General features: G+C 70.6%; 10 protein-coding genes. 4 read left to right on the top strand and 6 right to left on the bottom strand.

Annotation, left to right across the window (positions count from 1 at the left end):
• The first annotated feature begins 21 nt into the window (after positions 1 to 21).
• A complete protein-coding gene (locus tag EAT51_RS08050; RefSeq protein WP_130522358.1) occupies positions 22 to 768 on the top strand; it encodes an SDR family oxidoreductase in 747 nt (248 codons plus the stop codon).
• Positions 765 to 2255, top strand: coding sequence for an efflux transporter outer membrane subunit (locus tag EAT51_RS08055; RefSeq protein WP_205965166.1), 1491 nt, complete (start codon positions 765 to 767; stop codon positions 2253 to 2255). Before EAT51_RS08050 ends, EAT51_RS08055 begins: the two co-directional genes overlap by 4 nt.
• A gap of 567 nt (positions 2256 to 2822) precedes the next feature.
• Here EAT51_RS08055 and wrbA read toward each other — a convergent pair.
• The 4 genes from wrbA to EAT51_RS08075 form a co-directional block, all read right to left on the bottom strand.
• Positions 2823 to 3422 carry an NAD(P)H:quinone oxidoreductase gene (gene wrbA / locus EAT51_RS08060; RefSeq protein WP_130561484.1) on the bottom strand — a complete coding sequence of 200 codons (600 nt, stop codon included), beginning with the start codon at positions 3420 to 3422 and terminating at the stop codon, positions 2823 to 2825.
• A 62-nt stretch (positions 3423 to 3484) separates the two neighbouring features.
• Entirely contained in the window at positions 3485 to 3769 is a 285-nt protein-coding gene (locus EAT51_RS08065) for an acyl-CoA-binding protein (RefSeq protein ID WP_130519598.1), read from the bottom strand.
• An 84-nt stretch (positions 3770 to 3853) separates the two neighbouring features.
• The gene (locus EAT51_RS08070) at positions 3854 to 4246 is read right to left on the bottom strand and encodes a DUF3037 domain-containing protein (RefSeq protein WP_130561485.1); all 393 of its coding nucleotides are present in this window, start codon (positions 4244 to 4246) and stop codon (positions 3854 to 3856) included.
• Entirely contained in the window at positions 4224 to 5021 is a 798-nt protein-coding gene (locus tag EAT51_RS08075; protein WP_228257854.1) for a HipA family kinase, read from the bottom strand. Before EAT51_RS08075 ends, EAT51_RS08070 begins: the two co-directional genes overlap by 23 nt.
• A gap of 170 nt (positions 5022 to 5191) precedes the next feature.
• Between EAT51_RS08075 and EAT51_RS08080 the strand changes: the two genes are divergently transcribed.
• On the top strand, positions 5192 to 7672 hold the full coding sequence (locus EAT51_RS08080; protein WP_130561486.1) for a prolyl oligopeptidase family serine peptidase: 2481 nt from the start codon (positions 5192 to 5194) through the stop codon (positions 7670 to 7672).
• Positions 7673 to 8562: 890 nt separating this feature from the next.
• On the opposite strand, the gene EAT51_RS08085 is transcribed toward EAT51_RS08080, so the two are convergent.
• Positions 8563 to 10221, bottom strand: coding sequence for a DUF3300 domain-containing protein (locus EAT51_RS08085; protein ID WP_165422699.1), 1659 nt, complete (start codon positions 10219 to 10221; stop codon positions 8563 to 8565).
• Between the two features lie 136 nt (positions 10222 to 10357).
• Positions 10358 to 10765: a RidA family protein gene (locus tag EAT51_RS08090; RefSeq protein WP_130519608.1), complete on the bottom strand. Its 408-nt coding sequence runs from the start codon at positions 10763 to 10765 to the stop codon at positions 10358 to 10360.
• A gap of 131 nt (positions 10766 to 10896) precedes the next feature.
• On the opposite strand from EAT51_RS08090, the gene EAT51_RS08095 reads away from it, so the two are divergent.
• Positions 10897 to 11859, top strand: a complete 963-nt coding sequence (locus tag EAT51_RS08095; protein WP_130519610.1) for a LysR family transcriptional regulator — start codon at positions 10897 to 10899, stop codon at positions 11857 to 11859.
• The last annotated feature ends 67 nt before the right edge of the window (positions 11860 to 11926 follow it).

The raw sequence follows: 11926 nt of genomic DNA on the forward strand, positions 1-11926 counted from the left end.
TTCCCAACACGGAGCTATGACATGAACACTTCCAAGAAGATCGCGCTGGTCACCGGCGCCACCCGCGGCATCGGCGCCGAGACCGTGCGCCAGCTGGCCCAGGCCGGCGTGCACGTGATCCTGGCCGGCCGCAGTCAGCAGGCTGCCGAGCAGGTCGCGCAGACGCTGCAGGCCGAGGGCCTGTCGGTTGAGGCGCTGCAGCTGGACGTCACCGACACGGCCAGCATCACCGCCGCGGTGCAGGCCGTGCAGGGCCGCCACGGCAAGCTGGACATCCTGATCAACAACGCCGGCATCGTCGCCGACGAGAGCGACAAGCTGCCCTCCGAGCAGTCGCTGCAGACCTGGCGCAAGACCTTCGACACCAACCTGTTCGGCCTGGTCGAGACCACCCAGGCGTTCCTGCCGCTGATCAAGGCCGCCGAGGCCGGGCGCATCGTCAACGTGTCCAGCGCGCTGGGCTCGCTGACCCTGCACAGCGACCCGGACTCGTTCATCTACCACTTCAAGATCCCGGCCTACGACGTGTCCAAGAGCGCGGTCAACGCCTGGACCATCCACCTGGCCTATGAGCTGCGCGACACGCCGGTCAAGGTCAACACCATCCATCCGGGCTACGTGAAGACCGAGATGAATTACAGCGACGGCGAGCAGCGCGGCGAGATCGACGTGCCGGAAGGCGCAAAGACCAGCGTGCAGATGGCGCTGATCGGCGCCGACGGCCCGACCGGAAGTTTCACTTACCTGGGACAGGTGCTGCCATGGTGAGGCATGTATTGGGCATCGGCGTCGCCTCGGCGCTGCTGGCCGCCTGCACGGTCGGGCCGGACTACGTGCGTGCCGATGCGCCGCGCGCGGAGACCTTCGTGCAGGCGCCGGTGACCGCGCAGGTCGCCGGCAGCGAGAGCACGGCCGAGCGCGAGTTCTGGCGGGCCTTCAACGATCCGCAGCTGTCCTCGCTTGTCGAACGCGCGCTGCTGCAGAACCACGATGTGCGTATCGCCCTGGCGCGCTACGACCAGGCCCGCGCGCTGTCCCGCGACGCCGGCTACGCGCGGCTGCCGCAGCTGGACGCCAATGCGCAGGCCGAGCGCGTGCGCAGCAGCGCCGACCAGGCGCCGGGCGTGGATCGCGATGGGCGCGACACGCACAACTACGTCGGCGGGCTGGGCGTGAGCTGGGAGCTGGATCTGTTCGGCCGCCTGCGGCGCGCCAGCGAAGCCAGCCGCGCCGATGCGCAGGCGGCCTCGGCCGACCTGGCCGCCATGCAGGTGGCCATCGCCGCCAGCGTGGCGCAGGGCTGGTTCGAACTGCGCGGCCTGCAGTCGCAGCTGGACATCGCCCGCGAGAACGCCGCCACGCAGGAGCGCACGCTCAAGCTGCTGCAGGCGCGCACGGAGGCCGGCTTCAGCGATGCCTTCGACGTGGACCGCGGCCGCGCACAGCTGGAAGCCACGCTGGCGCGGATTCCCTCGCTGGAAGCGGCCGAGGCCGTGGCGGCCAACCGCATCGCGGTGCTGGTGGGCGCCACGCCGGAGTCGATGGCCGCCGAGCTGATGACCAGCGGCGCCTTGCCGACCCTGCCGGCGGCGCCGCTGCCGGGCACGCCGTCGGACCTGCTGCGTCGCCGTCCGGACGTGGCGGCGGCCGAGCGTCGGGTGGCCGCGGCCACCGCGCGCGTCGGCGTGGCCACGGCGGATCTGTTCCCGCGCTTCAGCCTGGGGGCCTTGTTCGGCACGCAGGCGCTGGGCAGCGGCGCGTTGTTCACCCGCGACAGCGAGACGCGCGTGCTGTCACTGGGCCTGGACGGCGGTTTCCTCAACGTGGGCCGCGTGCGTGCGCGCATTGCGGCGGCGAACGCGCAGACCGCGCAGGACCTGGCGGCCTATCAGCAGACCGTGCTGCGCGCGCTGGAGGACACCGAGAACGCGCTGGTGCGGGTGGATCGCAGCCGGACCGAATCGGCCCATCTGGACCAGGCCGCGCAGGCCGGCACGCGCGCCGCGCAGGTGGCCCGCCTGCGGCTGGACAACGGCGGGATCGACACGCTGGACATGCTCGAGGCCGAGCGCACGCGCCTGGACAGCCAGGACGCGGCGATCCAGGGCCGCGTGCGCAGCGGCGTGGCGATGGTGCAGCTGTACGCTGCGCTGGCCGGCGGCTGGCCCGAGTACGTCGCGGCCGAAAGCCTGCCGCCGCCGTCGCCGGGCGCGGCGGCGGAGGGGCGGGCGGTGGCGCTGCAGGAGGTGCGGTGATCGGGCTTTGGTGGCGGTGACGAAGTTACCGCCACCGCACGGCCTTAAGGCGTTTTGCCTGTTGCGCTAGCGCGCGTGCAGATTTGGAGGCCGAAGCACGCATGCAGGTCCGGAGGCCGAGGAGGGCCCGGCATCATGATGGAGCCGCCATGGCGGCGAGTGGCTTCATCGGTAGAGCCTCATCGCCGCCATGGCGGCTCCCGCGTGTAGAGCGGAGCTTGCTCCGCTGGGGCCTTCCCATGATCCGGCCGAAGAGCAGCGGAGTCCCCAAAAGGGGATTGCCACAAGCTCCGCTCTACAGGCATGCCGCTGAGATTTGAGGAGACAGTTGCTCCCACTACAGCAGAAGGCGCGGAATGGCCGAAACGCGCGGGGCTATCGCCGAGCCGAGAAACGGCGCCTTCCCTTTCGCGCAGCGAAGGGGGAGGTTGGGAGGGGGTGCTTTTGTTTTTGCTTTTGCCGTTGCCATTGCCGCTGCCCTTACCGCGAAAAGCGAACCTTCCGCTAAACCGCTAGCCGCGACTTCAAGCTCCCCTTGGCCTGCGGCCAAAGGGAAGGGCAAATCACTCAGCCATGCAGCTTGATCGCGGTCTGCGCCACGCGCTGGCCCTGGTAGCGGGCGCCGTCCAGGTCGATCATGGAGGGCTGGCGCGCGCCGTCGCCGCCGGCCAGGGTGGTGGCGCCGTAGGGTGCGCCGCCGGCGACCTCGTCCAGCGTCATCATCTCCTTGAAGCCGTAGTCCAGGCCCACGACCACCATGCCGAAGTGCAGCAGGTTGGTGATGATCGAGAACAGCGTGGTCTCCTGGCCGCCGTGCTGGGTGGCGGTGGAGGTGAAGGCCGCGCCGACCTTGCCGTGCAGGGCGCCCTTGGCCCACAGGCCGCCGGCCTGGTCGAGGAAGTTGGCCATCTGCGAGGCCATGCGGCCGAAGCGCGTGCCCACGCCGATCACGATGGCGTCGTACTGCGCCAGCTCATCGATCCTGGCGATCGGCGCGGCCTGGTCGAGCTTGTAATGCGAGGCCTTGGCCACCTCCTCGGGCACCAGCTCGGGTACGCGCTTGATGTCCACCTGCGCGCCGGCGCTGCGCGCGCCTTCGGCGACGGCCTGGGCCATCGCTTCGATGTGCCCGTAGGCGGAGTAGTACAGGACGAGGACCTTGGCCATGGCACGCGACTCGCTTTTTCGAAGGAAGCGCGGACCGTAGCAGGGCCTGGCGTCAGGTCACGTCATCGCCGCGTCGCGCCGCCGGCCTCGTCGAGCAGTTCGCGTACCAGCGTCACATAACGGCGCTGCGCGATCTCCTGCGCGGTGCCGCGCAGGCGCTCCCACGCCTCGTACTTGGCGCTGCCGACGTAGTCGAAGAAGCCCGGCTTGTTGCCGTGCACATCGCCCTCGGTGCCTTGCTTGTACAGCCCGTACAGGCGCAGCAAGGTGTCGTTGTCGGGCCGTTCGGGCAGGGTCTGGACGTCCAGCGTGGCCTGTTCGAATTCGGTGGCGGCGATCTGGGCCATGGCGCCCGGTTCCAAGGTGGGGAACGCGCGATCTGAGCACGCCGGCCCGCGCCGGTCACGTTGCGCTGCACAGCGCCGCGCGCTTCAGCGCGGCACGCGGACCATGCGCTGCAGCAGGTGCTCGACGATGTTTTCGGGCTGGCTGGTGCGGCCCACGTGGGTAGGCGAGACCTGGACGATGGCGCTGCGCCGGGCGGTGAGGAAGTGGAAGCGCGCGCGCGGCGGCAGCTGCGCCACCGGGCCGGCGCCCGCATCGCCGCGACACACCGCCACCAGCGCGTCCAGCCAGGCGCGCGTGGTCTCCAGGTCCAGGGCCGGGGCGAAGGCGCGCAGGCGCGTTTCGTCGATCTCCACCGCGGCCTGCAGCTGGCGCGCACCGGGGCAGGAGACGATCACCCCGACGTTGATGAACTCCTCGCGCTCCACCCGCGGCACCACGCGGATGACCGCATAGTCATACGTGTGCAGCGTGGGCATCGATGGCCTCCTGCACGAAGGCGGCGCGCGCGTCGCGGCGCCGCTTGAGGTAGTCGACATAGGCCTGGCGATGCGCGGCCACGTCCGCGAAGAACGGCTCGCCCTCCAGCCAGGCGTCGGGCACGGCCGCGGCGATGCGCTCGATCAGCGCATCGGTCAGCCGCGGCGCCAGTTCGGCATCGGCCTGGGCGATCTGGTCGGCGAAGGGCAGCAGCACATGGTCGCGGATCAGCACGAACGGGCGCTCGCAGGCCTGGCCGGCGTGCTCCCAATCATGGTGGAAGTACAGCGCCGCGCCGTGATCGATCAGCCAGGGCCGGCGATGCCAGACCATCAGGTTGGGATTGCGCGCGGTGCGGTCGACGTTGCTGATGAAGGCGTCGAACCAGACGATGCGCGAGGCCAGCTGCGCCTCGACCGCCATCGCCGCCGGGTCGTAGTTGAGCGCGCCGGGCAGGTAGTCCAGGCCCAGGTTGAGGCCTTCGCTGGCGCGGATCAGGTCCTGGATCTCCGGATCGGGCTCGGTGCGGGCGAACTCGCGATCCAGCTCGACCAGCGCGATCTCGGGCACCGGCAGCTCCAGCGCACGCGCCAGCTCGCCGGCGATCAGCTCGGCGACCAGCGCCTTGGGCCCTTGCCCGGCGCCGCGGAACTTGAGCACGTACAGCCCGTCGTCGTCGGCCTCCACCACGGCCGGCAGCGAGCCGCCTTCGCGCAGCGGGGTGACGTAGCGCGTGGCCTGGACGGTCTTCAGTGGCAGGGCGGCGGGCGACATGGCCGGCAAGCCTAGCCGATGGACCGCGATTCGGGGGGAAAGCCGCACGCCGCGGCGAGGTCACCGGCCCTGACTTTCGGCCCAGAGAAGGCGCGCTAGGCCGGTGCTAGAGTCGGGCGGCTGCGTGGCGTCGCTGCGCGGCAGCGTCCTTTTCGCCCTCGGGGAATGACATGCAGCTTCAAGGAAAGTGCTGGTCGACGGCGCTGGCCGCCGGCCTGATCGCCCTCTGCGCCACCGGCCCGGCCCTGGCCGGCTACGACGCGCCGCCCGAACACCTGCTCAAGGTGCTCAAGGCGCCGCCGCCGCCTACGCCCAGCGTCGATCCCACCGGCCAGCGCCTGTTGCTGACCACCGCGCAGACCTATCCGTCCATCGAGCGCGTCGCGCGGCCGTACTACAAGCTGGCCGGCGTGCGTCTGGAGCCGGCCAACCGCAGCCGCCACGACACCCAGGCCGGCTACGGCATTCCCGCCTGCGTGGCCGACTTCACCCTGGTGGACATCGCCAGCGGCCAGACGCGCAAGGTCGCGCTGCCCGCCGGCGCCTGCCCGGGCGCGGCGATGTGGTCGCCGGACGGCACCCAGTTCGCCTTCCAGAACGTCACCCCGACCTCGGTCGAGCTGTGGCTGGGCGATGCGCGCAGCGGCCAGGCCCATCCGGTGCCGGGCGTGGCGCTCAACCCGATCTTCAACAGCGCCGTGCAGTGGCTGGACGGCAGCAAGACCCTGCTGGTCAAGCGCGTGCCCGCCGGCCAGGGCGCCGCGCCGGTCGACGACGGCGCCTCCGGGCCGGACATCCAGCAGTCGCTGGGCGGGCAGGGCGAGAGCAGCACCTACGAGGCGCGCGACACGCTCAAGAGCCCGCTGGACGAAGCGCGCTTCGTCTACTACGGCACCTCGCAGCTGGCGGTGGTCGATGCCGCCAGCGGCCAGGTGCGCGATGTCGGCGCACCGGCGATCTACGACGACGTCGACGGCGCGCCCGATGGCGTGCACGTGCGCACCGAGGCGATCCAGGCGCCGTACTCGCATGCGGTGACCTACCAGCGCTTCGCCCGCGATGTGGCGGTGCTGTACGTGTCCAGCGGCAAGTCCACGCTGATCGCGCGGCTGCCGCTGGCCGACCGCGTGCCGGTGCACGGCGTGCCCGAAGGCCCGCGCGAGTTCGGCTGGCGCGCCACCGAGCCGGCCACGCTGCTCTACGCCGAGGCGCTGGACAAGGGCGACTGGAACGTCACCGTGCCGCATCGCGACCGCGTGCTGATGCGCAAGGCGCCGTTCACCGCCGCGCCGGTGGAAGTCACGCGCACGGCGCAGCGCTTCGCCGGCTATGCCTTCACCGCGCAGCCGGGCGTGTCGTTCCAGTTCGAGTCCGACGAGAACCGCCACTGGCAGACCACGCGCATCGTGGACATCGACAAGCCGGGCGATCCGGGCCGCGTGCTGTGGGACATGTCCAGCGACGAGCTGTACAAGGACCCGGGCATGTTCGTGTACCGGCGCCTGCCCAACGGCGCGGTCGTGGTGCGCCAGGACGGCAACCGCGTGTTCCTGCGCGGGCAGGGCGCCTCGCCCCAGGGCGACCGGCCGTTCCTGGACCGGCTGGACCTGGATTCGCTGAAGAGCGAGCGCCTGTTCCGCAGCGGCACCGACGACTACGACCAGTTCCTCGGCTTCACCGCCGCCGCGGGCCAGTTCCTGACCTGGCACCAGTCGCTGATGGATCCGCCCAACGCCTACCTGCGCACGCTGGGCCAGCCGCTGGCCGACGCGGCCGAAGGGGAGGCGCAGTTCGCCTCGCAGGGCAGCGCGCTGACGCATCTGCCCGACCCGACCCCGGAAGTGCGCCAGATCAAGAAGCGCCTGGTCACCTACAAGCGCGCCGACGGGCTGGACCTGTCCTTCACCCTCTACACCCCGCCTGGTTACAAGGAAGGCACGCGCCTGCCGGCGGTGCTGTATGCGTATCCGGCCGACTTCGCCTCCAGCGCGCAGGCCGGGCAGGTGAGCGGGTCGCAGAACACCTTCACCCGCCTGCCGTACTACCGCCTGCTGCTGCTGGCCGGCTACGCGATCATCGACAACGCCAGCTTCCCCATCGTCGGCGATCCCAAGACCGCCTACGACACCTACCTGGAGCAGCTCACCGCCGACGCCAAGGCGGCGGTGGACAAGGCGGTGGAACTGGGCGTGGTCGACCGCGATCGCATCGGCGTCACCGGCCACAGCCACGGCGCGCTGATGACGGCCAACCTGATCGCGCACACCGATCTGTTCCGCGCCGGCATGGCCACCAGCGGTTCGTACAACAAGACCTTCACCCCGTTCGGCTTCCAGAACGAGCGCCGCTCGCTGTGGCAGGCGCGCGATGTGTACCTGAAGGCCTCGCCGTACTTCTACGCCGACAAGATCAAGCTCCCGCTGCTGCTGATGCACGGCGAGGACGACGCCAACCCCGGCACCGAGCCGTTCCAGTCGATCAAGCTCTACCAGGCCATCCGCGGCAACGGCGGCACCACCCGCCTGGTCATGCTGCCGCACGAACCGCACTGGTACACCGCCCTGGAGTCCAACGCCCATGAGGTCTACGAGATGCTCAACTGGTTCGACACCTACGTGAAGCCAGCCAAGCCGGTAAAGCCGGCGAAGTAGGAGGCGGCTTAGGGGGCGTTGAGACGAAGGCGGCATCGGACGATGCCGCCTTCGTTGTTTTTGCTTCTTGTTGGCGCGCAGGGTGGGTGCACGGACTTCGCCAACCGGCCTCGACCCGGCCGGGCGCGGCTCCTCGGCTCGGTCCGCCATCCAGGGCCGCCTCTGAGATGGGGTGGATTGACCGCGCTTCATGCTGCGGTGGGAGCAACTGTCTCCTCAACTCCAGCAGCCGCACTTCTGTAGAGCGGAGCTCGCTCCGCTGCGGCCTTCCCCACGAACCGAACGAAGAGCAGCGGAGCGAGCTCCGCTCTACAGATGGGAGCCGCCATGGCGGCGATGAGGCGCTACCGGGGAAGCCCCACCGCCGCCATGGCGGCTCCCACAGGGATGGGGGGATTCGCAAAGACTGATCGCACCTGCCGCTGCTACGAACCGTCCAGGCTCTCGCTCTCTGGCTAACCGGCCAGATCAAGACCCCGGCTGATGGATCAGAACGCCTTTCGACTTTCGACCCGAAGCCCTCTGACGTGATGCGCGCAGCAGCGGGCCGGCGGGCGGGGGCCGCGCCTAGGGAGGCAGGACGCCGAGCGCCCGAGTCAGGGCAGGATGCCCTGACCGAGGGAAAAGCGGACACCGCCCGCCGGACCGCTGCCCTTCCGAAGCCAAGACGCTCAACTGCAACGCGACCTCAGGATCGCGAGGAGAGCCTGCTTTCGGTGCACCGACCGAAAGTCCCTGGGTTCCCGCGTTCGCGGGAACGACGAGAGGGGTGTGTAGGCGGGGCAGATGATCTGACAAGGAAAAAGCAGCCCCCACTCGGGGGACCACTGCGCCTTTGGAGCCTATGCGCGCAGACGCCGCGATCCCTCGATCAGAAGAGGAGCCTGCGCTCAGCCATGCTCGTGATGCCGCTTGTTGTCGTGCGGCGGAGCGGGGCGGCTGCTGGCGTGGTCGTTGCCGTGCTGCGGCGGGCGCGGCATCTGGGCCGGGAACGGCCGTTCGCTCTGGCGGCTCGCCCAGGCCGGGGGCGGCATGCGCATCGCTTGTTCGGGACGCGGCTCGGCGCGCGGCGGCGCAGGACGCGCATTCTCCCAGTGCGGCATCGGCGCCGGCGCACGCGCGCTGGCGGCCATGGGCGCGAACGCCGCCGGCGCCTCGTGCCGCGCATGCCGGTCGTCGCGCGGCCCCGGACCGTTCATCGCCGCAGCGCGCGCCATGTCCATCCGCGCTGGTTGGGGCGCAGGGGTATTCATCGCGAACGCACGCGGCGCCTGCATGGGCGCATGCGGCGGCGGGTTGCCACGGAACCCCGCCAGATGCTCGCCTGCGGGAACAGGCGGCATCAGCGCCGCCGGACGCGGCGCGCTGAACCTGGCCGGCAGCGCCTGCGCCATCCCGGACACGGCCGGCGGCGCATGCACCGGCTGCCCGGCCTGCCACATGGCGCGATTGAAGTGCGGCATCGCCATGGCCGCCCCGGGCGCAGGCGCACCGAAATGCTGCGGCGCGTTGACCAGCGTGCCGTTGTTGTTGATCACCGTGGCATGGCCATGCAGGTCGTAGCTGATCTTCTGCACCGTCGTGCGCTGGTTGATGCGCTGGACGACCACCGGCGGCGGCGCGAAGCGCTGCTGCTGGTAGGCGACATAAGGCGGAATGCCCGGCGGCGCATGCCAGGCCACGCCCCAGGCCTGCCAGCCCCAGGGCGGCGGCGGGGGCGGCGGCGGACCGCCCCAGCCGCCGTGGAAACTGCTGCCGACCAGCACGCCCAGCCCGAAGGACACCACCCCTGTGGCCAGCAGATCGCCCGTGCTCCAGGCCGGCGGCGGCCGGTAGCCGTAGACGCGGTGGACGTAGAGCGGCTCGCCGTAGACCACATCCGGGTCGTAGCGCGGCACATAGACCCGCTCGGGCTGGGCCGGCTCGATGATGATGGTGGTCGCCGGCGCGGGCACGACGGTCGCGACCGCACTGGCCGGGGCGGCCTCACTGCGCACCACGCTGACCCGCTGCTGGGCCGTGTCGCGCAGATGGCCCGAGGCCTGCGCACGCTGGCGCATCACCTGCACCGCATTGAGCACATCGCCCGGTTCGGCCGCGTAGGCCTGGCCCAGCGCCGTGGTCCAGGGCAGGTTGCCGGCCAGCTGATCCATCACGTCGGGAAACTGGGTCAGCGCCTTGACGCCCGGGTCCCAGGGCTGCGCGTTGGCGGCCTGCATCCTGGCCTCCGGCGACAGGCCTGACTGGTCGTGCAGCCACTGGTCGGCCTGGGTGACCTGGACCGGGTAGACCGACGCGGCCAGGGTCTGGGCGACCAGGCGATCGGGAAACAGCGCGATCGGCGCGACCAGGCGATACAGATCCTGCGCATCGGGCAGCTGCGCGGCCGCAGCCGGCGCCCCGGCGGGAGGCAGCGCGGCCTGCGCCGGCGGTGCCGGGGCGGCGGTCTGGGTCTGCGGACAGCCGCTCAGGGTGGCGGCCACCGCAAGCGCCAGCAAGGCGGGGGCGCGCGGCACGCGCGCGAGGGAGGTAGGACGGACGGCACGCATGATGCAGCTCCGGGCAGGTTGGATCGCGGCGGCGAGCATGGGCCCGCCTAGCTGTCGGCAACCTTTCTGTTTCCGCGTCCTCCGCCTTGATCTACGAGGGCGTGAAGCGGCGGTTCAGCGCGCTCGGGAGGCCGGGTCAGACCGGATCCGCCGCGCCGGGAAGGCGGGCGATCACCTTGATCTCGAAGTCGAAACCCGACAGCCAGGTCACGCCCACCGCCGTCCAGGTGGGATAGGGCGGCTGCGGGAAGACCTCGTCCTTGATCGCCAGGACCGTCTCAAGCTGGCGCTCGGGATCTGTGTGGAAGGTGGTGACATCGAGCACGTCGTCCAGCCCGCAGCCAGCGGCTTTCAGCGTCGCCTGCAGCTGCGCGAACGCCTGCCGGACCTGGCCGGCGAAGTCCGGCTCTGGCGAGCCGTCCTCGCGGCTGCCGACCTGTCCGGACACGAACAGCAGCCCACCGCTGCGCACGGCCGGTGCGTAGCGGTGCTGCGTGTAGAGCGCCTGCCGGCCTTCGGGGAAGACCACGTCGCGCGTATGCATGTTGTTCGTCTCGGGAGCGGCCATCTGGGCCGGGAGGAGGCACTCTAGGGGCCGGCCATCGCGCGAAAAACCGGGCGATTGCGGTATCACTATTCGCGCAGCGCAAACAATGCGCGAACGGAGGACGCAGGATGGACCGACTCGAGGCGATGCGCGTGTTCGCCAGCGTGGTCGAAGCGAGCAGCTTCACCAAGGCGGCGGCCGCGTTGCGCATCAGCAAGACCAGCGCGACCCAGCTCGTGCAGCAGCTGGAGGCGCACCTGCAGGTCAAGCTGCTCAACCGCACCACGCGCCGGGTCAATCCGACCGCGGACGGGCTGACCTATTACGCGCAGGTGGTGCGCGTGCTGGCGGACATCGAAGACGCGGAAGACAGCCTGGCGGCCGCGGCGACGGCGCCGCGTGGCCGCCTGCGCGTGGATGTCCCCAGCCCCTGGGCGCGCTTCGTGCTGCTGCCGGCGCTGCCGGATTTCCTGGCGCGCTATCCGGACATCCGCTTCGACATCGGCGTCAGCGATCGCGCGGTCGATCTGATCGGCGAACAGGTGGACTGCGTGGTGCGCGCGGGCGTGATCACCGATCCCTCGCTCGTCGCGCGGCATGTGGGCGAGCTGGAGATTGGCCTCTACGCCGCACCGTCCTATCTGGCGCGCCATGGCACGCCTACCCATCCCGACGCGCTGATCCAGGCGGCGCACCGGGTCGTAGGGTTCCGTTCCCCGCGCACCGGCAAGGTGCTGGAACTGGCCCTGCACAAGGGCGACGAAGACCTGGTGCCGCGTGTCCGCCCGGCCGTCACCCTGGACGATGGCAATGCCTGCCTGGCCGCGGGAACCGCCGGGCTCGGCCTGCTCTGTCTGCCGCAGTACATGACCCGCGAGGCGCTGGCCTCGGGCGCACTGGTGCGTCTGCTCGACGACTGGCGGCTGGAGCCGATGCCGCTCTCGATCGCCTACCGGGCCAACCGCCATCCCAACCTCAAGCTGCGGGCGTTCATCGACTGGGTGGTGGAACTGGTCGACGCGCGCGACACGAGCGTCGTCCTTCCACGTTGGAGCACGGCGAACATGCCGGATCGGCCCATGTGCCCGTAAGGCATCTGTCGAACGCGCGAGCGCGTGCAGGCCCCGCCGTTGTCCGGGCCATACACTGGGCGCGATG

Source organism: Pseudoxanthomonas winnipegensis (assembly GCF_004283755.1).
GTDB lineage: Bacteria > Pseudomonadota > Gammaproteobacteria > Xanthomonadales > Xanthomonadaceae > Pseudoxanthomonas_A > Pseudoxanthomonas_A winnipegensis.

Coding starts and splice junctions, on each gene's coding strand:
- EAT51_RS08095 (WP_130519610.1), top strand. CDS start 10,897: ATGGACCGACTCGAGGCGATGCGCGTGTTCGCCAGCGTGGTCGAAGCG.
- EAT51_RS08050 (WP_130522358.1), top strand. CDS start 22: ATGAACACTTCCAAGAAGATCGCGCTGGTCACCGGCGCCACCCGCGGC.
- EAT51_RS08065 (WP_130519598.1), bottom strand. CDS start 3,769: ATGGCCCAGATCGCCGCCACCGAATTCGAACAGGCCACGCTGGACGTC.
- EAT51_RS08090 (WP_130519608.1), bottom strand. CDS start 10,765: ATGCATACGCGCGACGTGGTCTTCCCCGAAGGCCGGCAGGCGCTCTAC.
- wrbA (WP_130561484.1), bottom strand. CDS start 3,422: ATGGCCAAGGTCCTCGTCCTGTACTACTCCGCCTACGGGCACATCGAA.
- EAT51_RS08075 (WP_228257854.1), bottom strand. CDS start 5,021: ATGTCGCCCGCCGCCCTGCCACTGAAGACCGTCCAGGCCACGCGCTAC.
- EAT51_RS08085 (WP_165422699.1), bottom strand. CDS start 10,221: ATGCGTGCCGTCCGTCCTACCTCCCTCGCGCGCGTGCCGCGCGCCCCC.
- EAT51_RS08080 (WP_130561486.1), top strand. CDS start 5,192: ATGCAGCTTCAAGGAAAGTGCTGGTCGACGGCGCTGGCCGCCGGCCTG.
- EAT51_RS08070 (WP_130561485.1), bottom strand. CDS start 4,246: ATGCCCACGCTGCACACGTATGACTATGCGGTCATCCGCGTGGTGCCG.